This is a genomic window from Roseovarius spongiae (assembly GCF_003651245.1).
Lineage (GTDB): Bacteria > Pseudomonadota > Alphaproteobacteria > Rhodobacterales > Rhodobacteraceae > Roseovarius > Roseovarius spongiae.
On sequence record NZ_RAPE01000001.1, the window covers coordinates 261,345 to 285,014 of the forward strand.

Annotated in this window: 16 protein-coding genes; 10 read left to right on the top strand and 6 right to left on the bottom strand. The window is 69.3% G+C overall.

All coding sequences use genetic code 11. The features are described 5' to 3' along the window. Positions 1 to 71: 71 nt before the first annotated feature. The 5 genes from D6850_RS01220 to D6850_RS01240 are packed head-to-tail and all read left to right on the top strand — an operon-like array spanning position 72 to position 5,514. On the top strand, positions 72 to 1,622 hold the full coding sequence (locus D6850_RS01220; RefSeq protein ID WP_121163188.1) for a trimethylamine methyltransferase family protein: 1,551 nt from the start codon (positions 72 to 74) through the stop codon (positions 1,620 to 1,622). A 4-nt stretch (positions 1,623 to 1,626) separates the two neighbouring features. Then, the gene (locus D6850_RS01225; protein ID WP_121163189.1) at positions 1,627 to 2,727 is read left to right on the top strand and encodes a mandelate racemase/muconate lactonizing enzyme family protein; all 1,101 of its coding nucleotides are present in this window, start codon (positions 1,627 to 1,629) and stop codon (positions 2,725 to 2,727) included. Beyond that, a complete protein-coding gene (locus tag D6850_RS01230; protein ID WP_121163191.1) occupies positions 2,724 to 3,458 on the top strand; it encodes an SDR family NAD(P)-dependent oxidoreductase in 735 nt (244 codons plus the stop codon). Before D6850_RS01225 ends, D6850_RS01230 begins: the two co-directional genes overlap by 4 nt. Next, positions 3,455 to 4,186, top strand: coding sequence for an SDR family NAD(P)-dependent oxidoreductase (locus D6850_RS01235; RefSeq protein WP_121163192.1), 732 nt, complete (start codon positions 3,455 to 3,457; stop codon positions 4,184 to 4,186). The genes D6850_RS01230 and D6850_RS01235 overlap by 4 nt, the downstream gene beginning before the upstream one ends. Continuing rightward, the gene (locus D6850_RS01240) at positions 4,183 to 5,514 is read left to right on the top strand and encodes an NAD(P)/FAD-dependent oxidoreductase (RefSeq protein ID WP_121163193.1); all 1,332 of its coding nucleotides are present in this window, start codon (positions 4,183 to 4,185) and stop codon (positions 5,512 to 5,514) included. The genes D6850_RS01235 and D6850_RS01240 overlap by 4 nt, the downstream gene beginning before the upstream one ends. A gap of 20 nt (positions 5,515 to 5,534) precedes the next feature. On the opposite strand, the gene D6850_RS01245 is transcribed toward D6850_RS01240, so the two are convergent. Continuing rightward, the gene (locus tag D6850_RS01245) at positions 5,535 to 6,401 is read right to left on the bottom strand and encodes a LysR family transcriptional regulator (protein ID WP_121163195.1); all 867 of its coding nucleotides are present in this window, start codon (positions 6,399 to 6,401) and stop codon (positions 5,535 to 5,537) included. 129 nt (positions 6,402 to 6,530) lie between these two features. Between D6850_RS01245 and D6850_RS01250 the strand changes: the two genes are divergently transcribed. Next, positions 6,531 to 7,391 (top strand): HalD/BesD family halogenase, encoded by an 861-nt coding sequence (locus D6850_RS01250; RefSeq protein WP_121163196.1) that lies wholly within the window; start codon positions 6,531 to 6,533, stop codon positions 7,389 to 7,391. A 12-nt stretch (positions 7,392 to 7,403) separates the two neighbouring features. Then, positions 7,404 to 7,952, top strand: a complete 549-nt coding sequence (locus D6850_RS01255; RefSeq protein ID WP_121163198.1) for an isochorismatase family protein — start codon at positions 7,404 to 7,406, stop codon at positions 7,950 to 7,952. A 94-nt stretch (positions 7,953 to 8,046) separates the two neighbouring features. Here the strand turns inward: D6850_RS01255 and cueR are convergent, their stop codons facing one another. Then, positions 8,047 to 8,433 carry a Cu(I)-responsive transcriptional regulator gene (gene cueR / locus D6850_RS01260; RefSeq protein WP_121163199.1) on the bottom strand — a complete coding sequence of 129 codons (387 nt, stop codon included), beginning with the start codon at positions 8,431 to 8,433 and terminating at the stop codon, positions 8,047 to 8,049. Further along, positions 8,430 to 10,871, bottom strand: coding sequence for a heavy metal translocating P-type ATPase (locus D6850_RS01265; RefSeq protein WP_121163201.1), 2,442 nt, complete (start codon positions 10,869 to 10,871; stop codon positions 8,430 to 8,432). Before D6850_RS01265 ends, cueR begins: the two co-directional genes overlap by 4 nt. Before the next feature lie 153 nt (positions 10,872 to 11,024). On the opposite strand from D6850_RS01265, the gene rpe reads away from it, so the two are divergent. Then, a complete protein-coding gene (gene rpe, locus D6850_RS01270) occupies positions 11,025 to 11,720 on the top strand; it encodes a ribulose-phosphate 3-epimerase (RefSeq protein ID WP_121163202.1) in 696 nt (231 codons plus the stop codon). 43 nt (positions 11,721 to 11,763) lie between these two features. Next, positions 11,764 to 12,939 (top strand): acetyl-CoA C-acyltransferase family protein, encoded by a 1,176-nt coding sequence (locus tag D6850_RS01275; RefSeq protein ID WP_121163203.1) that lies wholly within the window; start codon positions 11,764 to 11,766, stop codon positions 12,937 to 12,939. Positions 12,940 to 13,066: 127 nt separating this feature from the next. On the opposite strand, the gene pbpC is transcribed toward D6850_RS01275, so the two are convergent. Beyond that, positions 13,067 to 15,112 (bottom strand): penicillin-binding protein 1C, encoded by a 2,046-nt coding sequence (pbpC, locus tag D6850_RS01280; RefSeq protein ID WP_121163204.1) that lies wholly within the window; start codon positions 15,110 to 15,112, stop codon positions 13,067 to 13,069. A gap of 10 nt (positions 15,113 to 15,122) precedes the next feature. After that, positions 15,123 to 20,537, bottom strand: a complete 5,415-nt coding sequence (locus tag D6850_RS01285; RefSeq protein ID WP_121163206.1) for an alpha-2-macroglobulin family protein — start codon at positions 20,535 to 20,537, stop codon at positions 15,123 to 15,125. A gap of 141 nt (positions 20,538 to 20,678) precedes the next feature. On the opposite strand from D6850_RS01285, the gene D6850_RS01290 reads away from it, so the two are divergent. Continuing rightward, positions 20,679 to 22,886, top strand: coding sequence for a response regulator (locus D6850_RS01290; protein WP_121163207.1), 2,208 nt, complete (start codon positions 20,679 to 20,681; stop codon positions 22,884 to 22,886). A 3-nt stretch (positions 22,887 to 22,889) separates the two neighbouring features. Here the strand turns inward: D6850_RS01290 and yaaA are convergent, their stop codons facing one another. Beyond that, positions 22,890 to 23,663: a peroxide stress protein YaaA gene (yaaA, locus tag D6850_RS01295; RefSeq protein WP_121163208.1), complete on the bottom strand. Its 774-nt coding sequence runs from the start codon at positions 23,661 to 23,663 to the stop codon at positions 22,890 to 22,892. Positions 23,664 to 23,670 lie beyond the last annotated feature (7 nt).

A 23,670-nucleotide genomic window follows, 5' to 3' on the forward strand; every position in this document is an offset into this window, starting at 1 on the left:
CGCCGGCCCTTGGGCCGGGCTCCTGGTTGCAGAGGGGAGACCCCGGCCACGTCCGGGGCGGGGAGGGAACGATGGAGACACAGACGCTGAAACCCGCCCGCCGCGGGCGCGGCGCGCGCACCGCGATCCGCAAGGCGCGCGATTTCACCATGCTGCCGGCGCTCAGGCGCGGCCTGCCGCTGACCGAGCCGATGGACGAGGTTGAGATCGAGCGGATCGACGCCGCGTCGATGGACATACTCGAGAATATCGGCGTCGTCTTTCGCGACGATACGGCGCTCGCCGACTGGCGCGGCGCGGGGGCCAGGGTGGAGGGCGAGACGGTCTATCTCGACCGCGGCCTCGTGCGGGAATTGATCGCGACCATCCCCGAGACGTTCACCTATCACGCGCGCAATCCGGCCAACAACCTGCCCTTCGGGCGCGATCATGCGATGTTCGTGCCGATGACCGGCGCGCCTTACCTGCGCGATCTGAACGACGTGCGGCGCAATCCGACGCTGGAGGATCTCGCCAATTTCCACAAGCTGAGCCACATGCTGCCGGCGATCCATTCCTCGGCGCATCATATCGTGGAGCCCTACGATCACCCGATCAGCCAGCGGCATCTGCGCATCACCTACTCTTCGATGAAACACTCGGACAAGACCTTCATGGGCATGACGACGAGCCCGAAGAACGCCGAGGACGTGATGGAGATGTGCGCGATCCTCTTCGGCGCGGAGTTCATGGAGACCCACCCGGTCGTCACCGGGAACTGCAACGGCAACTCGCCCTTGGTGTGGGACGAAACCATGCTGGGGGCGATGCGCGCGTTCAACAAGCGTAACCAGCCGGTGCTGTGTTCGCCCTTCGTACTGGGCGGGGCGAACACGCCCGCAAGCGTCGCGCCCACGGTGGCGCAGCTCAACGCCGAGGCGCTGAGCGCGCTGGCCTACACGCAGGTCGTGCGCAAGGGGTGTCCGGCGATCTACGGCCACTACCTCAGCACGGTCAGCATGAAATCCGGCGCGCCGATGGCGGGCACGCCTGAAATATCGCTCATGAACCTGATGATCGGCCAGATGGCGCGGTTCTACCGCGTGCCGTGGCGGTCCTCGACCAGCCTGGGCGGGGCCAAGACGTTCGACGCACAGGCGGGGTATGAAAGTGCGACGACCCTGATGGCGCTGCAAATGGCGGGGACCAACTACATGTGGCACGCCGCCGGCTGGAACGAGGCGGGGATGCATTGCTCAATGGCGAAATTCGTGGTGGACGCGGAGCAATGCGCGATGGCCTACCGCATGGCGCAAGGAATCCGCTGGGACGATTTCGACGAGGCGCTGGCGGCGGTCGCCGATATCGGCCCCGGCGGGCATTACCTGGGCCATGCGCATACGCTCGAGAATTTCCAGCGCGCGTTCTTCATGCCGGAACTGTTCGACAACAACTCGATCGAGCAATGGCAGGCCGAGGGGGCGATCGAGATCAACGCGCGCGCGCTGGCCTACACGCGCGACCTGCTGGGCGCCTACGAGGAGCCCCGGCTCGACGAGGCCGTGAACGAGGCGCTGCTCGACTACATCGCCCGGCGAGAGCGCGAGATCCCGCCCGCCGACGCGCTCAACCAGGACCGCTAGCACGGTGAAGATCGCAAGCATCCAGATCTACCAGGCCGAACTGCCGGTGCGCAACGGCCCCTACACGATGGCCTGCGCGCAGGTTTGGTCGCTGACCAGTACGCTGGTGCGGGTGGTGAGCGATAACGGAATCGTCGGCTGGGGCGAAACCTGCCCCGTCGGCCCCACCTATGCCGAGGCGCATCCGGGCGGCGCGCTCGCGGCGCTCGGCGCGATGGCGCCGGGGTTGATCGGGGTCGAGATCGCGCCGCTCACGCTGCACCGGGCGATGGACGGGCTGCTGACGGGGCACAACTACGCCAAGGCCGCCATCGACATCGCGGCGCATGACCTCATCGGCAGGGCGACCGGGCGGCGCGTGGCGGATTTCCTGGGCGGCGTCGCGCAGGAGCGCGTGCCGTCCTACTACGCCACCGGCGTGGGCGCGCCGGACGAGATCGCGCGCATCGCCGCCGAGAAGGTGGCCGAGGGCTATCCCCGGCTTCAGATCAAGGTCGGCGGGCGGGACGTGGCGATCGACATCGCCGTGCTGCGCAAGGTCTGGGAAGCGGTAGGCGGGCGCGCGCGTCTTGCCGTGGACGGGAATCGCGGCTGGACTACGCGGGACGCGCTCCGGGTGAGCCGCGAATGTGGGGATATCCCCTTTGTCATGGAGCAGCCTTGCAACAGCATCGACGAGCTGCGCCAGATACGCCCGCAGATTCGCCACGCGCTCTACATGGACGAGAACGCGGTTGACCTCTCGACGGTGGTGAACGCCGCGGGGAGCGGGCTTGTCGACGGGTTCGGGATGAAAGTGACGCGCATCGGCGGGCTGCACCCGATGGCCGTCGTCCGCGACATCTGCGCGGCGCACCGCCTGCCGCATACCTGCGACGACAGCTGGGGCGGCGACGTCATAGCCGCCGCCTGCGCCCATGTCGGCGCCACCGTGGCGCCCGATCTGCTCGAAGGAGTGTGGATCGCCGCGCCCTACATCGAGGGGCATTATTGCGCGCGCGGCGGGATCGAGGTGACGGACGGCATGATCGCGCTACCCGAGGGGTCGGGGCTTGGGCTTGAGATAGACGCCGCGCGGTTCGGCGCGCCGGTGCTGGAGGCATGATGCGGTTTACAGGAAAAAGGGCGCTGGTGACCGGCGCGGCGGGCGGCATCGGGCGGGCGATCGTCGCCGGGCTGCGGGCCGAGGGCGCACAGGTGGCGGTGACCGATCGCGATTGCGGCGCGCTTGAGGCCGAAGCGCGCATCGACGGCGACCTGCTCGACGGCGGGTTCTGCGATGCGCTGCCGGGGCGGGTGGCCGAAGAACTCGGCGGGCTGGACATCCTCGTGAACAACGCGGGCGTCATCACGCGCGGCGACATCACCACGGCGACGGATGCGGATTACGCGCTGACGATGGGCGTCAACGTGGAGGCGCCGATGCGCCTTTGCCGCGCGGCGATCCCGATCATGGCGGCGGCGGGCGGCGGGGCGATCGTCAACACCGCGTCCTGCTGGGGGCTGCAACCGGGGCCGAACCATCCGCTTTACGTCATGTCGAAGGCGGCGCTTGCCTCGCTCACAGAATGCCTGGGGCGCGATCACGCGCACCAGGGCGTCCGGGTGAACGCCGTCTGCCCGAACGAGGTGAACACGCCGATGCTGCGCACCGGTTTCGCCATTCGCGGGCTCGACCCCGAGGCGGGCATCGCCACGCTGAACGCAAGCGTGCCGCTGGGTCGCATCGCGGAGCCGGAGGACATCGCCGACGTGGCGCTGTTTCTCGCCTCGGACGCGGCGCGCTACATGACCGGCGCGCTGCTGCCCGTGAACGGCGGGAAACCGGTCGGATGAGCGAGTTCAAGGGCAAGGTCGCGCTGGTCACCGGCGCATCGAGCGGAATGGGCGCAGCGACCGCGCGGCTTCTGGCGCGACGCGGCGCGCGGGTCTTTACCGCGCAGCGCGGCGCCGCGGAATTCGAGGCGGTGCGCGCCGATTTGGCCGAACCCGAAGCGCCCGAACGGGTGATCGCCCATGTGGCGGACGCGGCCGGGCGGCTCGATATCCTCGTGAACAACGCGGGCGTCATGCGCGAGGGCACGGTCGAGGAAACCTCGCTCGAGGATTGGCATGTGCAGTTGCAGGTCAACCTCACCGCGCCGTTCCTGATGATCCGCCACGCCATGCCGCTGTTGCGCGCCGCGCGCGGGGTCATCGTCAACGTCGGCTCCATCGAGGGGCTGGGCGCGAACCCGCGCCACCCAGCCTATGGCGCGTCCAAGGCCGGGCTGCACGGGCTCACCCGCGCTGTGGCGGTCGATCACGGGGCGGACGGCGTGCGCTGCAACGCGGTCGCGCCGGGGTGGATCGACACGCCGCTCAACGAGGATTTCATCGACAGCCAGCCGGACCCGGCGCGTTTCCGCGCGCAGATCGGCGGCATCCATCCGCTGCGGCGCACCGGGCGGACGGACGAGGTGGCGCAACTTGTCTGCTGGCTCGCCTCGGACGCCGCAAGCTTTGTCACCGGGCAGGTCTATGCCGTGGACGGCGGGCGCACCGCGCAGTTGAGCCTGCCGTGAAGGTCGCGCGCCTCCCCGTCGATCCCGGCGCCTCCGGCTGGAGCGCCCTGCTGCCCGCACAACCTGCGCCCGACCGGCTGGAGGATGCGATCACCGCCGACTGGCTGATCATCGGGGGCGGGTTCGCCGGGCTGGCGGCGGCGCGCAGGCTGGCGCAGCTCCACCCCGGTACGAGGATCGCGCTGCTCGAGGCGACGCGCATCGGCGAGGGGCCGGCGGGGCGCAACTCTGGCTTCATGATCGATCTGCCGCATGACCTCGCCTCGGAAAGCTATGCGGGCGCAGAGCAGGGCGACGCGGCGCAGACCCGCGCCAATCGCGCGGCCATCGCGTTCGCGGCGGAAATGGCGGCGGAATTCGGGCTGACGGCCGAGGCCTTCGCGCCGACCGGCAAGGTGAACGCGGCGGCGGGCGACAAGGGCCACCGGCACAACCTCGATTACGCCGCGCATCTCGCGGGGTTGCGCGAGGCGCATGAAATGCTCGACGCTGACGCCATGCGCGAGATGACCGGCACGCGCTACTACCGCAGCGGCCTTTTCACCCCCGGCACGGTGATGATCCAGCCCGCGCTTTTCGTGCGCGGCGTGGCGAAGGGGCTGGCGGGCGCGGGCGTGCGGATATTCGAGGACAGCCCGGTCACGGGGCTGAGCCGCGACGGCGCGTGGGGGGCGCAGACGCCGCGAGGATCGGTTGTCGCCCCGCGCGTGATCCTTGCCGTCAACGGCCATGCCGAAAGTTTCGGACAGTTTCGGGGGCGGTTGCTGCATGTCTTTACCTATGCGTCGATGACCCGCGCGCTGACCACGGATGAGGTGCGCGCGCTGGGCGGCGCGGCGCGCTGGGGCGTGACCCCGGCGGACCCGATGGGCACCACCGTGCGGCGCATCAGCGGGACCGGGGGCGACCGGATCATCATCCGCAACCGGTTCACCCATGACCCGGCGATGCAGGTGTCGCAGCGGCGCATTGCGCGGGTGGGCCGCGATCACGACCGCGCCTTCGCCGCGCGCTTTCCGATGCTGGCGGGCGTGGGGATGGAGTATCGCTGGGGCGGGCGGCTTTGCCTGAGCTGGAACGGCGCGCCCGCGTTGGGCGAGGTGGCGCCGGGGCTTTTCGCGGCGTGCTGCCAGAACGGGCTGGGCGTCGCCAAGGGGACGCTGCACGGAATGCTGATGGCCGAGCTGGCCTCCGGGCAGAGCTCCGACCTGCTCCGCGAGGTGCTGGCCCAGCCCGCCCCGCGCCGCCTGCCGCCGGCGCCGCTGACCTATCTCGGGGCGAATGCGACGATGCGCTGGGGGGAATGGACGGCGGGGCGCGAATTCTGAGCCATATCTTCGCGCCGCGCCTAGAACTGGCGCCGTAGCCACGACCTGAATGCTTCCACGTGCGGTTGGATTGCCGTGCGGTGCTCGGTCCGGACAAGATAATGAGACTGCCCAAGGTCCATGGGCTCACCGACGATGCGGATTTTCTGTCCCGCCTTGATCGCCTGTCGCGCGAATCTTTCGATGACCACAGCGCAGCCCAGCCCCGTCGCGACCATCTCGATCGCGGCGGTCGAGGTGTCGGTGATCAGCCGCCCGCCGGAGGTCGCCGGTTTCAGCGCGTGCCCGGAAAGATATCGCGCCCAGTGATCGTCAAAACCCGTGATATGGATCGGGGGCTGTTCCAGCAAGTCCCGGGGTGTTCTTATCTTGCGGGCGGATGCGGCGCTGTGGACGGGAACGATCGCTTCGTCCGCCAACAGTTCGAGATCCGATCTTGTATGCTGTTTCGGGGCGAGGACGATATCGATATCGATTGGGTTCTGGTCGGGGGCCGTCCAGATGGCGGTCATCGTCTTGATGCCGATATCGGGATGGTCCTTCAGGAAGCCGTCCAGCCGGGAAGAAATCCACATGATGAACGCCATCGAGGCGCGCATGGTGATCGTGCTGGCCCGGCGCGGTCCGAACAGGCCGGTGGTCGACATCTCGATCGCGTCAAGCGCGCCGCGTACCGCCGGCAGGTAGGCCTTGCCGACATCGGTCAGGTGCAGGCTCTTGGGGCGGCGCAGGAAAAGCTTGTGGCCAAGCTGCGTCTCGAGCGCCTTGATATGTTGGCTGACGGCGGTTTGCGTCAGGCCGATTTCATGACTGGCGGCGGTGAAGCTCAGCAATCGCGCCGTTGCCTCGAAACTGCGCAGCCAATTGAGATTCAGGTTGTGGCGCATGACATCGTCATAAGTTTTTTATGTCCATCGGCGTTTATTGTTTCGTTTTATCTGACAGAAACCTCGCTGCATAGTCTTCCGGACCCCACCGCTTTCGCGCCGCCCTAGGGGCAATGAGAGGAGACCGTCATGGCTGACAGCAAACAGGCCCGAAACGATATCGCCCTGGATATGATCGACCTCGACCGCTATCCCATTGCCGATCTGGACAGCGGGCCGGGCGCGGAGTTCCTGGCGGAATGCCAGCGCAGTATGGATGATCAAGGTTGGTGCAACCTGGACGGGTTCATCCGCGCCGATGCTCTTGAACAGCTCAACGGCGAGGCCAACGACCTCTTGCCGACCGCCGAAGTGCTACATGTCAAACGCAATATCTATCAGGGCGCGATCGATCCGTCGGCGCCCGAGGATGATCCCCGGCGAAAGGAATTCACACATATCGCCGCCCAGCTCGCCGATGATCAAATACCCGCCGAAACGCGGCTAAAGCGGCTTTATCATTCGGATACGCTGACTGAGTTCGTGCGCCGGGTTCAAAGGAAAGCCCAGCTCTTTCGCTGCGCGGATGAGTTCCAGGCGCTCAATATCGTCGCGCTGCAACCCGGTAGCTGGCACGCATGGCATTACGACACGACCGAATGCACCGTCACCCTGCTGTTGCAGGCCGCCGAGGCAGGCGGCGAGTTCACGTTTCTGCCCAACTCTCGCACCGATGAGGCCGAGGACCGCGAGGCGGTGGACCGGCTGCTGTCGGGCGACATGAGGCAGGCCCGGACCTTTTCGCGCGGGGCGGGCGCGTTCACCCTGTTTCGCGGCGGCTATTCCCTGCATGGCGTCACCAGGGTCGAAGGCGGCCGATCGCGCATATCCGCGATCCTGACCTACGATGAACAGCCGGGCCGCTTGATCGAGGATGAGATCAACATCCGCATCTATGGCAAGCGGGTGGAGAACATCCTGGCCAGCCGCAAGACCCAGGCGACTGCATAGGGACGCGCGACGATGAAAACGGCATTGCTTGTGATAGACGTGCAGATGGCGCTGGCGCATGAGGATGCCGCCGGCGCGGAGCGATCCTGTCCCGGAGCCGAGGACAACATCGCCCTGCTTCTGGACGGGTTTCGCAGCATTGGCGGCATGGTGGTGCATGTCCATCACCACGGCACGGACCCGGACGACCCGTTTCATCCCGACTCTGCCGGCGCGGCGGTTCAGCCTGTCGCCGCCCCGCAACCGGGTGAGCCTGTCGTCACCAAGACCGGCAGCAGCGGGTTCGTGGGGACGCCGTTGCAGACGATCCTTCAGGAAGCCGGCGTCGAACGCGTCATCCTGTGCGGCGCGACCGCCAATCATTGCGTGGAATCCACCACCCGCAATGCGGCTGATCTGGGGTTCAACCCCGTTTACGCGGCCGATGCGGTCTGGACTTATGGCCTCACCGGGCCGGACGGGGTGAGGCATGGCGCAGAGCGGATACACTCGGTCAGCATGGCGACGCTTGACGGTGAACTAGCCGTCGTGAAGAACACCAAAGACATTCTGTCGATGTGACCTCCGCGCGGCGCCAGCGCCATTGCCGCAGTGCTGCGCCTCGCTGCGCAGACCGTGAACGCCCGCCTTCCCGCTTTCCGGCTTCCCTGCACCCTCAATCCGGCGCGAGATCCTGCAGGATCGGGCAATCGGGGCGCTCATCGCCCGCGCAGGACTCGACGAGATGCGCCAGCGTGTCGCGCATCGCCTGAAGCTGGGCGATCTTCTCCTCGATCTGCGCGAGGTGGGTGCGCGCGACTGCCTTCACGTCCGCAGAAGAGCGCCCCTCGTCCTCGTATAGCCCCAGCAGCGTGCGGCACTCGTCGATCCCGAACCCGAGCGCGCGCGCCCGCGCGACAAAGCCGAGCTTGTGCGCGTCGGCGTCGCTGAAGCTGCGATAGCCGTTCGCCCTGCGCTCCGGGCGGATCAGGCCGATATCCTCGTAATAGCGGATCGTCTTGGCCGGCAGGCCGGTGCGTTCCGCGACTTCGCCGATATTCATGGCCTTTCTCCCGTTTCCAGCCGCCGCAGCCGCAGCGCGTTGCCCACGACGAAGACCGACGACAGCGCCATCGCGCCGGCGGCGAGCATCGGCGACAGCAGCAGCCCGGTCAGCGGGTAGAGGACCCCGGCCGCCACCGGGATCAGCGCGGCGTTGTAGGCGAAGGCCCAGAACAGGTTTTGCCGGATGTTCGACATGGTGCGCGCCGAGGCGTGCCGCGCGGTGAGCGCGCCATGCGGGTCGCCTGAAATCAACACCACGTCGGCGGCGTCGATGGCGATGTCGGTGCCCCCGCCCATCGCGATGCCGATATCCGCCTCGGCCAGCGCGGGCGCGTCGTTGATGCCGTCGCCGACAAAGGCGACCGGGCCGTGCCGGTCGCGCAGCGCGCGGATCGCGTCGCGCTTGCCGTCGGGCAGGACGCCGGCGATCACCTGGTCGATGCCGATCTCGCGCGCGATGTTCTGCGCGGCGGCCTCGGTGTCGCCGGTGATCATCGCAGTGCGCAGCCCGGCGGCGTGCAGCGCGGCGATGGTGGGGGCGCTCGCGGGCTTGATCGTATCGGCCACGCCGATCACCCCGACGAGCGCGCCGTCGATGGCGACCATGATGAGCGTCTGGCCAGCCTCGGCCATCGCTTGCGCTTCGGCGTCCAGCGCATCCGTGCCGATCCCTTCGGTCCGCATCAGCGCCGCGTTGCCGATCAGCACCTGTCGCCCCTCGACCTGCGCGCGCATCCCGTGTCCGGCGATCGCCTCGGCCGCCTCGGCGCGGGGCAGGTCCATGCCCTGCGCCGCTTCGGCCACGGCGCGGGCGAGCGGATGATCGGACTCGGCCTCGACCGCGGCGGCGACGCGCAGCACGTCGGCGCGCTGCGCGCCCTTGGCCAGCGCGATGCGCTGCATCCGCGGCTCGCCCACGGTCAGCGTGCCGGTCTTGTCGAAGGCGATGACGCGCGCGTCGTCCAGCGATTGCAGCGCCGCGCCGCGCCGGAACAGCACGCCGAGTTCCGCCGCGCGGCCGGTGCCGACCATGATCGACGTCGGCGTCGCCAGTCCCATTGCGCAGGGGCAGGCGATTATGAGCACCGACACCGCCGCCACCAGCGCATTGGTGAGGGCGGGCGCCGGCCCGAAGGCAAGCCACGCCGCGACCGTCACCAGCGCCACTGCGATCACCACGGGAACGAAGACGCGCACCACCCGGTCGGCAAGCGCCTGAATCGGCAGTTTCGCGCCCTGCGCCTCTTCGACCATCGCGACGATGCGCGACAGCACGGTGTCGCGCCCCACCTGGATTGCGCGCACGCGCAATGCGCCGCTGCCGTTGCCGGCGCCGCCGATCACCGTGTCGCCCGGCGCTTTCTGCACCGGCATCGGTTCCCCGGTGAGCATGGATTCATCGACGAAGGACGTGCCCTCGATCACCTCGCCGTCGACCGCGATCCGGTCGCCGGGGCGGGTGCGGATCACGTCGCCGACCTCTACCGCCGAGAGCGGGATTTGCTCAGTCCCTTTGCCGCGTTCGACCAGCACCTCGTCGGGTTGCAGGCCCATCAGGCGTTCGATCGCCGCGCCGGTGCGGCCGCGCGCGCGGGCCTCCAACCAGCGCCCGACGAGGATCAGCGTCACGATCACCGCCGCCGCTTCGAAATAGACGGCGCGCGCCGCCTCGGGCAGCAGCGCGGGCGCCAAGAGCGCGACCGTGCTGTAGCCCCAGGCCGCCAGCGTGCCGAGCGCGACGAGGCTGTTCATCTCGGGGGCGCCGCGCAGCAGGGCGGGGATGCCCTTGGCGTAGAACACGCGCCCCGGCCAGAGCAGGACCAGCGTGGTCAGCGCGAACTGGATCATCCAGGCGGTTTGAACGCCGATGGTCGCCGCGATGGCGTCTTGCAGCGGCGGAAAGACATGCCCGCCCATCTCCATCACGAAGACCGGCAGCGTGAGCGCGCCCGCGATCAGCGCCGCGCGGCGGGTCTCGGCCGCCTCGTCATCCGCGCTGTCGCCGTCGCGCGCAGCTTCTCCGACGATCGGCGCCGCTGCATAGCCCGCGTCCGTCAGCGCGCGGGCCAGCCGCGCAGGATCGGTCGCCCCGTCGAGATAGGTCACCCGCGCGCGCCGCGTGGCGAGGTTCACCGCCGCGTCAAGCACCCCCGGTACGGCGCGCAGCGCGGTCTCGCTGCGGCTGACGCAGGAGGCGCAGGTGAGCCCCGACACGTCGAGTTCCGCCTGCGCCTCTCGCGCAGGGTAGCCCGCCTGCGTCAGCGCCGCGGCAAGCGTGGGCGCATCCGCCGCGGCGGGCTCGACCTGCGCGGCGTGGCTGGCGAAGTTCACGCTCGCCCGCGCCACGCCCGGCGCGGAGGCGAGCGCGCGCTCGGCCCGCCCCGCGCAACCCGCGCAGGTCATGCCGGTGATCCTGAGGGTAAGTGTGTCGCCCATCACGTCGCTCCTTCATCCGAGGGTCAGATAGTGCTTCCAGTAACTGGAAGGTCAAGGGGCGGCATCCGCGACAATGCGGCGCGCGCCCCTTGACCTCGGCGCGCGCGCCGCGCACATGTTTCCGGTAACGCGCACAGCAGGAAAGCCGGTCCCATGCCCCTGGACAGATCCGTCAAGATCGCCCCTTCCATCCTCTCGGCGGATTTCGCCAATTTCGGAGCCGAGATCGAGGCGATCGAGGCGCAGGGCGCGGACTGGGTGCATGTCGACGTGATGGACGGGCATTTCGTGCCCAACCTCACCTTCGGCCCGCCGCTGGTGAAGGCGATCCGCAAGCATGTGCGCACGGTGATGGACGTGCACCTCATGATTGCGCCGGTCGATCCCTATATCGACGCCTTCGCCGATGCGGGCGCGGACATCCTGACCGCGCATCTCGAGGCCGGACCGCATATCCACCGCACGCTTCAGGCGATCCGGGACGCGGGCTGCAAGGCGGGGCTCGCGCTCAACCCCGGCACGGGGCTCGATGACGTCAAGCATCTTTTGGACATGATCGACCTTGTCTGCGTGATGACGGTGAACCCCGGCTTCGGCGGACAGAGCTTTATCGAAAGCCAGGTCGCGAAGGTGCGCTCATTGCGCGAGATGATCGGCGACCGGCCCATTCATATCGAGATCGACGGCGGAATCACGCCCGACACCGCGCCGCTGATGACGGCGGTGGGGGCGGACGTGCTCGTCGCCGGGTCGGCGGTGTTCAGGGGCGGCGGCGTGGACAACCCGGGGGTTTACGGCGCCAATATCCGCGCGATCCGCGACGCGGCCGAGGGCGCGCGCGCCGCGTGACCGATGGCGCCGGCGGAGCAATGACGACAGCAGGGGAACGGACATGACCGATATCGTGATTCTGGGTGGCGCGCGCACCGCCATCGGCACATTCGGCGGATCTCTCAAAGGGGTGAAGCCGACGGAACTGGGCGCGATCGTGGCCCGCGCCGCGCTTGAACGTTCGGGTGTCGAGGGCGGGCAGATCGGCCACGTGATATTCGGCCAGGTCATCAACACCGAACCGCGCGACATGTATCTCAGCCGCGTGGCGGCGATGGATGCGGGCGTTCCCGAGACGGTTCCGGCGATGAACGTCAACCGGCTCTGCGGGTCGGGCGCGCAGGCGGTGGTGTCGGGCGTCCAGGCGCTGCGCCTCGGAGATTGCGATTTCGCGCTGACCGGCGGGGCCGAGAGCATGTCGCGCGCGCCGTTCATCAACCCGGACGCGCGCTGGGGCGCGAAGATGGGCGACGTGCGCGCGCTCGACATGATGCTGGGCACGCTCAACTGCCCGTTCGGCACCGGCCACATGGGCGTGACCGCCGAGAACGTCTCCGCCGAGCATGGCGTGAGCCGCGAGGCGCAGGACGCCTTCGCGCTCGAAAGCCAGACCCGCGCGGCGAAGGCGATCGAGGCGGGGTGGTTCAAGGAACAGATCGTGCCGGTCGAGGTGAAGGCAAAGCGTGACACCGTGGCGTTCGACACCGATGAACACCCGAAGACGACCACCGCCGACGGGTTGGCCGGTCTGCGGCCCGCGTTCCGCAAGGACGGGTCGGTGACGGCGGGCAACGCATCGGGCATCAATGACGGCGCGGCGGCGCTGGTGCTGGCGCGCGCCGGGGCGGCGGAGAAGGCGGGGCTGACGCCCCGTGCGCGCGTCTTAAGCTACGCCCATGCAGGCGTGCGTCCCGAGGTGATGGGAATCGGCCCGGTGCCAGCGGTCAAGGCGCTGTTCGAACGCACCGGGCTTGGCGCGGATGATTTCGACGTGATCGAATCGAACGAGGCCTTCGCGGCGCAGGCGGTCGCTGTGAACGCGGCGCTGGGGCTGGACGCGGCGAAGGTGAACCCCAATGGCGGCGCCATCGCGCTTGGCCATCCGGTCGGGGCGACGGGGGCGATCCTCGTGGTCAAGGCGCTTTATGAACTGGAGCGGACCGGGGGCGCAAGGGCGCTCATCACCATGTGCATCGGCGGCGGGCAGGGCATCGCGCTCGCGATCGAGCGGGTCTGAGCCGCGCGCTCCTCCGCCCTTGCGGGCGTCCTCGCTTTTTCATGGGAAGAACACCTCCGCCGAAAGCTCCGGTGGCCGGTCAGGGACGCCTTCGGCGAGAGTATTTCGGGAGCATTGAAAGCCGGCTTCAATCCAGCCGGATCGTCACGCGCGCGGCGCGGCCCTTTGCGTCAATCACCGAGAGTTGCGAGAAACCCCGCTCGAGCCCGGTGAGTTCGGCCTGCCGCCTGTGCACCCCGGTCAGCAGCGGCGCGCCATTGGCGAGCCAGGTGAAGGGCGGGGTTCCGTCGCGGACCTTGACCGGCACGCCGTGCTCCCCGGTGGCGAGGCGCGCGCCGTCAGGCGGGAAGATCAGCTTGGGCGCGTCCGGCGCGGCGGCGAAGACCGCGTCGCGCGGAGTGAAGCGGCGCAGGGGCTGGGGCAGTTCGGCGGTGGGAAGGATCAGGGTTTCGGGCGGCGGCGGGGGCAGGGGCGTCCGCGGCGTGTCGAGGCGCTGGAAGGCTTCGAAAAGCACGGGGGCGGCGATGTTCCCGCCAAAGGCGCCGGGCACCGGCGTCCCGTCGGGCCGCCCGATCCAGACGCCGGCCACATGTGCGCCGTCATAGCCCACCGCCCAGGCGTCGCGGTGGCCGTAGGAGGTGCCGGTCTTGTAGGCCAGCGCGCGGCGCGGCGCGCCCGGCGGCGGGGCCAGCCCCAAGAGGATGTCGCCCACCTGCCACGCGGCGACCGGGCTGAGGATGCGCTGCGGCGGCGCATCGGACGCGGGGCCGGTCCAGCGCAGCGGGCGGGCGATGCCGCCTTCGGGCAGCGCCGCGTAGAGTTGCACGAGATCGGTGAGGCTGATCCCGACGCCGCCAAGCGCCACCGCCAGCCCCGGGCGTTCGCCCGGCAGCTCGGCGCGCACATGGGCGCGGCGCATCAGATCCATCAGGTGCGCCGGGCCGATCTCGTTCATCAGCAGCACGACGGGAATGTTGAGCGACTTGCGCAGCGCGTCCGTCACCGTCACCTCGCCGCGGAAGCGGCCGTCGAAATTCTGCGGCGCGTAGCGGCCGAAGGCGATGGGGCGGTCGTCGATCAGCGTTTGCGGATGGGCAAGCCCGCGGTCGAAGGCCAGCCCGTAGATCAGCGGCTTGAGCGTGGAACCGGGCGAGCGCAGCGCCTGCGTCATGTCCACGAACCCGTCCCGCGCCTCGGCGTTCCTGAGCCCGGCGGAGCCGACCGAGGCCAGGATCGCGCCGCTGCGGTGGTCCGCCAGCACGATGGCGATCGAGACGTTGCCGGGCAGGCCGCGCAGCGCGCTCCGGGCGAGCGTTTCAAGCCGCGCCTGAAGGCCCGCGTCGAGGGTAAGCCGATGGTAGGTTTGCCCGGGCGCTTCCGCCACGGCCCGGTCGGTCAGGTGCGGGGCGAGCGCGGGAAAGGGGCGGCGCGCCTGCGGGACGGGTTCGCTCAGCGCGGCCTCGGCGGCCTCGGCGGTGAGCCGCCCGGCGCGCACCATCCGGTCCAGCACCCGGTCGCGCGCGGCGCGCGCGGCGCCATGCGCGCGGTCGGGGCGGCGGGCCTCGGGCGATTGGGGCAGCGCGATCAGCAGCGCGGCCTCGGCCGGGGTCAGGCGGCGGGGCTCCTTGCCGAACCAGGCGAGCGTCGCGGCGCGGATGCCCTCGAGGTTGCCGCCATAGGGCGCGTGGGTGAGGTAGAGCGCGAGGATCTGCGCCTTGCTCAGCCGCCGCTCGAGCGCGAGCGCCACGCGCATCTGGCGCAGCTTGCCCGCCCATCGCCCCGTGCCGCTTTCCTCAAGGAGCCTTGCGACCTGCATGGTCAGCGTCGAGCCGCCCGAGACTACCCCGCCATGCCACGCCGCCTGCCATGCTGCGCGTAGCATGGCGCGGGGATCGATGCCGGAATGGCTGCGGAACCGCTTGTCCTCGTAGGCGATCAGCATTTCGAGGTAGCGCGCGTCGACCTGTCCGGGCGTCACCGCCAGCCGCCAGCGCCCATCGGCGACGGTATAGACGCGCAACAGGCGCCCCGCGCGGTCGCGCATCTCGGTCGAGGTCTCCGACAGGAGCGGCGGCAGCACCGTCGCGTCCACCCATGCGTCGAGCCGGTCGCGCGCGTAGCCGCCAAGCGTCAGCAGAAGCGCGAGCGCGAAGAGGAGGCGATGCGCGCGCATGCTGCGAACGCTATTCCACCACCGTCATCGCGCCGGTGTCGGTGTTGGCGCGGAATTCGGGGCGATACATATCCTCGACCGTGGCGGCGGGGTGATGGTAGCGCCCCGGCGAGACGGCGCGCACGATATAGGCCAGCGTGAAGGGCTTATCCCCGCGCCACTCGACGGCGGCGATGAACCGGTCCGAGCGGAACTCGGAATGTTCGGCCTGCGCGGTGTCGAGCCAGTCGAGCGCGCGCACGTCGCCCGAGCGCAAGAGGTTCGGGTTGTCGATCTCGAGCCCCGCCGGCAGCGGATCGTCGATGATGAGCCGCGCCGCGCTGTCGCCTGCGGGCCGCACCTTCAGCACCGCGACGAGCCGCTCGCCGCTGCTCACGCCATCGAGCGGGACCGCCTTGCCGTCCATGTCGTAATAGCTGCGCTCGATCCGGTAGCCGTAGCCGCCGGCGGGCGGCGGGACCTGCGGTACGCCGATCGTGGTCAGCGTCACGTCGGCCTCGCGCGCGCCGGTGTTGGCGATGGTCTGCGCGCTCAGCGTGTCGGCCGCGAGCAGCCGCACGAGCGGCCCGTTGACCGGCTCGCCGTTGAGCGTGAGGTCGCCGCGCGTCGGATTGTCGATCAGCGAATGCGCGGCCAGCAGCGTCCAGGCGCGTTCCTGCGTCGACATGTGCGGCCCCGTCCGGCCAAGCCCGCCGGCAAGCTGCGCAGGATCGGCGACGTTGCTGCGCGCCTCGAGCAGCAGGGCAAGCACCCCGGCGCGGTCGCGGTACTGCGTGCCGTAATCCGAGCGCCAGACTTGCCGCTCATTGCCGCTGTCTCGGGTCAGCCGCGACACGGCGGCGCGGAACATCCGGTCGGCCCGGGTCTGATCGCCGTAGGCGGCGAGCGCCGCGCCGAGCTGCGCCAACGCCAGCGGCGTGGCGAAGGCGTCGGCCTTCACGTCGGCGTAGTAGCGCAAGTCGCCCATGCGCGCCGCCCCCTCGCGGGCGAGCACCATGAGAGCATAGGCCACCGCCTCTCCGCCGTCGTCGAAATCGGGGGCGTAGTTCAGCCGGTTGCGCAGGTTGTCCATCGCCATCGAAAACGCGCGGTCGGGGACGTCGAACCCTTCGGCGCGGGCGCGGCTGAGGAAATCGGCGATATAGGCGTCGAGCCAGAAATCGCCCGACCCCGCGCGCCAGAGCCCGAAGGCGCCGTTGCTGTCCTGGCGGGTGAGGATGCGATCTATGCTCCGCTCGATGCGGTTCGCGATCTGCGCGTCGGTCCCGAGGTCGAGCGCCCTGGCGACCTGGTTGAAATAGAGCAGCGGCATCGCGCGCGAGGCCACCTGCTCGGTGCAGCCATAGGGATAGCGGTCAAGCGAGCGCAGCATCGCGGGCGCGTCGAGTTGGGCCAACGGACCGGCGGTAAGCACCGCTTCGCCAGTGCCGGGGCGCATATCGGCGAAGATGTCCGAATCAAACGTCAGGCTCTTGCCGGCCGCGAGCGTGAGGCGGCGTGTCTGCGATACCTCGGGGTCGTTCGAGCGCACCGGCAGGGTCAGCGATTTGGTCAGTTGCCTGCCCCCCGGCGTTGTGAGCGCGATCTGCACGTCATAGTCGCCCGTCTCCCCGGCGGTGATCGGCAGGCTGAAGCTCGCCTTGCCGTGCTCCGCGAGGTCGAAGCCCGAGGGCACGGCGCCGCCCAGGGTCACGCCCGGCGCGCTCACGTCGAGGCCGACGCGGCCCGCCGGGCCAGTGGCGTGCGCGATCTCGAGCAGCAGGCGGCTTTGATCGCCGGGGGCGAGGAAGCGGGGCAGCGACGCGGTGAGGACCACCGGGTCGCGCACCAGCACGTCGCGCGCGGCCTGCCCGACGCCGGTATCGGACCAGGCGATCGCCATCAGCCGCACCGTGCCGTTGAAATCCGGCATCTCGAAGCTGGCCTCGGCCCTGCCGTCCGGGCCGACGCGCAGCGGGCCGGTGAAGAAGGCGACGAGTTCCTCGGTCGGCGGGGGCGATTGGCGCTGCATCCCGCCGCCGGCGTCGCCGCCCGAGCGGACCTGCCCTTCGGCGCCGTTCATCCCGTCGATGAGGCGGCCGTAGAGGTCGCGGATTTCCACCCCCAGCCGGCGCTGGCCGAAATAGTATTCGGAGGGGGCGGGCGCCTCGAATCCGGTGAGGTTGAGGATGCCCACGTCCACGGCGGCCAGCGTAACGTAGCCCGTCGCGCCGTCCGCCAACCCGCCGACATCGACGGTGACCGGCAGCGGGCCGCGCGGGTCGGACGCCTCGGGCGCATTGATGCTGACCGAGAGCTGCTGCGCGCCCGGATCTATTTTCGCGTAGCTGAGGCCGAGCGAGCGCGCCGGGTTCTGTTCTGCTGAAACGTCCATCGGGCGGATCACCTGCGCGGTGACATAGGCGCCCGCGCCCCACTCGTCGGTCACGTCGAGAGGGATCGTGTTCTCGCCCTCCGAAACCTCGACCGCCTTCATGTCGATCACCCGGTTCGACAGCACGGTGATGAGCGCGGTGCCCGCGTAGCGCGGCACGATGCGCAGTTGCGCCGTCTCGCCGGGGCGGTATCCGTCGCGGTCGAGCGACAGTTCCAGCGTGTCGGGCGTCTGGCTCGCGTCGGCGGGGGCATACCAGCCGGCGTGAAAATCCGTCGACGCCGCGACGTACGCGCCATCGGTGCGCTCCACCACCAGCTCGTAATGGCCCCAGTCGACGTCGCCGGACAGCTCGAGCGGCGCGTCGCCGAGCGCGCCGGCGCCCTTGGCGATGCGTTCGCGGGTGGTCACGGGCTCCCACTGCCAGTTGCCCCATTCCTGGTACCACTGGTAGCGCGTCGTCACGCGGTTGAGCGTCCATGTCACCTGCATCGGCTGCGGCTCCAGATCGGAGCCGAGGCCGATCACGCTGAACCGCGCCTTGCCGCCTTCGGGCACGACGCCGTCGAATTGCGGCTTGATCCCGATCATCGGCCCCTTGGGCGCGGTCATGCGGGTGATGCGCCGCTCGACCGGGCGGCCCGAGCCTTCGCGCAGGCGCAGCACGACCTCCGCCTCGTAAGGGCGGTCGGTCACCTCGATGTCGGGCAGTTGCAGCGAGATCGAAAGCGCGCCGGCGTCGTCGGTGGTGAAACTGTCCAGCGTCGTGGTGCGCGTCGGCGCGCGTTCGTCGTACCGCCCGAAGACATAGCCGGGGAAGGCCTCGAGGCTGCGTTTCGGGCGCAGCACGACCTCGCCGCCGGATTTCAGGCCCGCGCCGGGCGCGCTGAAGAGGTATCTGGCCGCCACCGAAAGCGCGGGCGGGTTGTCCATCGCGATCAGCCCCTCGGGCAGCGAGAGATCGAAATCGATGCGCTCGGGCAGGAAATCCTCGACCAGCACCGACTGGCTGGCGAGCGCGGGCGCGTCCACGTCGGCCTTGATGTCGATCTGCCATGTGCCGCGCGGGGCGGTCTCGCCTATCGGCATGTCGAACACATGCCCGCCCGCAGCGTCCTCGGCAGAAAGGTGACGCGCGTATTCCACCCCGTCGGGCCGCGTCAGGATCGCGGTCAGCGGCAGGCCGGTCACGGCGTTCACCTTGCCGTCGCGCGCCAACGCGGCCGCGTGGATCACCTCGCCCGCGCGGTAGGCGCCCCGGTCGGTGGCGAGAAACACGTCCACGGGCGGCGCGGGCGGACGGCCCTCGACCCCGCGATCGGACAGATCGAACGCCGGATCGGTGAGCGACAGGAAGGCCATGTCGTCATCGCCCTTGCGCGCCAGCACCATCGCCGGGGCCGCGCCGCCGGTCCCGCGCGCGAGGCCGGGATCAAACCGCACGTGCCCCTGCGCGTCGGTCGTCGCCGTGTCCAGCACCCGGTTGGAGCGCGACAGCAGCGTGACTTCGATCCCGTCGAGCGCCTCGGCGTCCGACAGGGCGCGGGCGAAGACATGCAGCCCGTCCGTGCCCTTGAGCGTGGTCAGCCCCAAGTCGGTCAGCACGAACCATTGCAGCGCGCCGGGATCCTCGTAGCGCTCCACGCCTTCGATCCGCGCGCCTAGCGTGTAGATGCCCGGCGGCTGATCCGACAGCGCCTCGCCCAGCGGCAGGCGGGTCGTCATGGTGCGGTTGAGGGTGTTCTGCACCTCGCCCTTGCCGGTCCAGACCTGCTCGGAGATGTCGTTCTCGAACGTGTCGAACTGGTACTCGCTCAGCGGACGGCCGAAGTAATCCTCCTGCATCGCGCGCAAGAGGTTGCGGTCGCTCACCCGGCGCAACTCGAGGGTCACCTCGTCCAGGTTCACCGTCTCGATCGGGAGCGCCGCGTCGGCGGCGCGCGGCAGCACGTAGGCGCGGCCCGGAAACGCCACCTTGGGCGAGCGGTCGCGGATATAGAGCGAGATCGGCACGTCCTTGGCCAGCGTTTCGCCGGAGGCGGCGGGCAGCCCCTTGCGGAAGGTGATGGTGTAGCGTTCGCCGTGCTCCACGCCGTCGATGCAGATCTGCCGCCCGTCGGGCTGCACCACGAGGCCGGGATCGGGCAGCTTCACATAGGGCGTGTAATCGGTTCCCGCCTCGATCAGCCTTTCGGAGAACTCCGCGCAGATGCGCGGCGCGGCGGATTCGTTGTCGGCGCGATGCTCGGTGATGCGGAAGCCGTATTTCGCGATCGCCCTGTCCAGCGCGGCGTTCACGTCCTCGCGCGGCTGGAGGTCGCTGGCCAGCCGCAGCGCGCGCAGCGAATCGCGGCCCCGGCTCTGTTTCTCGAGCGCCTCGGCCAGGATCATGAGCGCGTTCACCCGCGCCCCGTCGCCGCGCGCGCGCAGGTAGCCGTTGACCGCCGCCTCGACCGCCTGCCGGGCATGTTTGCTCCGGTCCTTCTTGGTAAGCAGCGACAGGCGGGCGAATTCGGTCCACTGATCGGCCGCGTCGGTGACCGAGACCGCGGCCCCCATCCAGCGCATCGCGTTGAGCGCGTCGCCATCGGCCATCCGGTCGCGCGCCGCCTTGAGCATCGCATCGACATCCCATTGCCCCGCCGGGTGCTTGCCGCCCACGCTGCGGGCGAGGTCATGCGCGCTGTCGATGATGTAGGCGCCGAGAAATCCGAGGTCCTCCATCCGCGCGTCCGCCTGCGCGAGCACCGCGGGATCGGTGGGCAGGATGCGCGCCGAATAGGCGCCCTCATAGGCCACTTCCTCGCTCACCGCGCTCTTGGGGAAGCAGGCGCTGGATTTCGAATTATAGGTGAACGCCTTGCAGGCCGGATCGTTCAGGCAGGCGTTGCGGCAGGTCTTGTAGGTCGTGTCGAAGATCGCCTGAAGGTCCGAGCCGTAGTAATCCATGTCGTTTGTCACCACCGCGCGCCGGTCGGGCAGGGCGGATTGGCCCATGGCCTGCGACGCCAGCAAAACGAGGGCGAAAAACGGGAAAATCATACGCGACATGGCGGCCTCCGGGGTTGGCGTTGCGCCCAGTGTGCCGCCCCGTCGCCCGCCTGGCAATGATTCCACGTCGCCTTTTAATTAGTTGTTCACGCCGATGACGGAACATGCGTTGGATCGGAACGGCGCACGGCGGAGGTGTGCATGAGCCTGGCCAACAAGCTGGCGGAGGAACGGCGCGCGCGGCTCGCCGCCGAACGGCTGCTCGAACAGAAGCAGGCGGAACTGCATGCCGCCAACCGCAAGCTGGGCAAGCACGCCCGCCAGCTCTCGGACGAGATCGTGGAGACGCGCGCGAAGGTCCAGACCGTGGAGGACGAGAACCAGCGCGTCAAATCCGACCTCACCGTCGCCAACGAAAAGGTCGAGATCGCCGAACGTCGGCTCTGGCACTCGATCGAGACGATCCAGGACGGGTTCGCCTTCTTCGACGAGGGCGGCCGCATGATCGCCGCGAACCCGGCATGGATCGCCATCTTCGATGGGCTGGCGGATGTGCGCGCGGGCGTGAGCTATATCGAGATCCTGCAACTCGCCACCGAGGAGGGGATCGTCAACACCCGGGACGAAACCCCGGCCGAGTGGCGCGAACGCATGCTCGACCGCTGGCAGTCCGAGGCGCCCGAACCGACGGTTATCCGGCTCTGGAACGGCGCCTATATCAAGCTGATCGACCAGCGCGGGCATGGCGGCGACGTCGTGAGCCTGGCGCTCGATATCACCGACACGGTGCGTTATGAGCAGCAACTGAAGGAAGCGCGGCGGCGGGCCGAGGCGGCGAACCGCGCGAAATCCTCCTTCCTCGCCAACATGAGCCACGAGATCCGCACGCCGATGAACGGGGTCGTGGGCATGGCCGACCTGCTGCGCGAAACCGCGCTGGACGAGGAACAGCTGCTCTACGCCACCACGATCAAGAATTCCGGCGAGGCGCTGCTGGTCATCATCAACGACGTGCTCGACTACTCCAAGATCGAGGCGGAAAAGCTGGTCCTGCATCCCGAACCCTTCGATCTCGAACGCTGCATCCACGAGCTCATCATGCTGATGCAGCCCAGGGCGCGCGATCAGGGGGTGGAGGTGCTGCTCGACTACGACCTGTTCCTGCCGACGCGGTTCATCGGCGACCCGGGGCGCCTGCGCCAGGTTCTGACCAATCTCATGGGCAACGCGATCAAGTTCACCGCGAAGGGTCATGTGCTGATCCGGGTGACCGGCATCACCGATGACGGGGCCGGCGCGGTGCAGGTGCATGTCGCGGTCGAGGATACCGGCATCGGCATCCCCGAGGACATGGTCGATCACGTCTTCGGCGAATTCAACCAGGTCGAGGGGGAGCACAATCGCAAGTTCGAGGGCACCGGGCTCGGCCTCGCCATCTCGGAGAAGCTGATCGGGTTGATGGGCGGCGATATCTGGGTCGAGTCCGAGGAAGGCGCGGGATCGACCTTCGGCTTCCGCATCACCCTGCCGGTCGCCGAGGGGGCCGCGCCCGAGCCGCCCGCGCGCGCGCAGACGCTCCGGCGCGCGCTGGTGGTTGGGGGCAGCGACGCCAACCGGACCCTGCTGGAAAAGCAGCTCGATCAGCTCCGGATTGCTCCGCTGGCCTGCGCCGACGGGGCCGAGGCGCTGGCGCGGCTGGAGGAGGGCGCCGACGCCGTTTTCGCCGAGCATAACATGAACGCGATGGACGGGCTGGAACTCACCGCCGCGATCCGCGAGGCCGGAAGCGACGTGCCGGTGATCCTGCTGAGCGCGAATACCGGCTATGCGGAGCGCGACCCGGCGGCGCATCACCTGCACGCGATCCTGCAAAAGCCGGTCGCGCGGCGCGATCTCTTCGCGGTGTTGCGCAGCCTCGACGCGGCGGCGCCCCCGGATGCGCCGAAGGCGCCCACCGCCCCCGATGCGCCCGCGCCGGCCCGTGCCGCGCCCGCGCCCGACCGCGCGCTGCGGGTTCTCGCGGCGGAGGACAACAAGACCAACCGCCTCGTCTTCTCCAAGATGGTGGGCGCGCTCGACATCGAACTCGAATTCGCCGGGAACGGGCATGAGGCGGTCGCGCTCTACCAGTCATTCGCGCCCGATATCGTGTTCATGGACATCTCCATGCCCGGCATGGACGGCAAGGAGGCGACGCGCGAGATCCGGAAGCTGGAGCAGGAAAGCGGCGCGCATGTGCCCATCGTCGCGATGACGGCGCACGCGATGGAAGGCGACGACGCTGAGATCCTCGCCGCGGGGCTGGACCACTACCTGACCAAGCCGCTGCGCAAGGCGCTGATACATGAACGGATCGCGGCGATGGCGGGTGACGGCATACGCCCGCCGATGGGCGCGGACGTGGCCTGACGCTCAGGCCGCCTTGGCGGCCGCCTCGCTGCGCAGGAAGACGGGGCGATCGGGTTCCGACATGCCTGCGTCGAAGCGATAGCCGCCGAGGTCGAAACTATGCAACGCCTCGGCGTCGCGCAGGCGGTTCTGCACGATGAAACGCGCCATCGCGCCGCGCGCCTTCTTGGCGAAGAAGCTGATGACCTTGGGCTCGCCGCCCCGCTCTTCCATGAAGACCGGCGTGACGACGCGCAGCCCGAGCGCGTCAAGGTCGACCGCCCCGAAATATTCCTGGCTGGCGCAGTTCACGAGCGTATCGCTGCCGGTCTCGGCGGCTTGCGCGTCGAGCGCCTCGGAAATCTGCGCGCCCCACCAGTCATAGAGCGACCTGCCCCGGTCGGTCTTCAGCCGGCTGCCCATCTCGAGCCGGTAGGGCTGGATCGCGTCGAGCGGACGCAGCACGCCGTAAAGGCCCGACAGGATCCGCAGGTGATCCTGCGCATAGCGCATCTCGTCCGCGTCGAGCGTGCCGGCCTCGAGCCCCTGGTAGGTGTCCCCGGCGAATGCGAGCGCGGCGGGCTTGGCGTCCATCTCTCCGAAATCGCGGAACCGGCGGGCGTTGAGGCTGGCGAGATCCTCGCTGATCTTCATCAGCTTGCGCAGCTCTGCATGGGTGAGCCGCGCGGCGCGGCGCGCCAGCGCCTCGGCCTCGTCCGCGAATTGCGGGGTGGTGGGGGTCACGCCCTCCACCGGGTCCATATCGAGCTTCTTCGCGGGCGAAATGACGACGAGCATGGCGGTT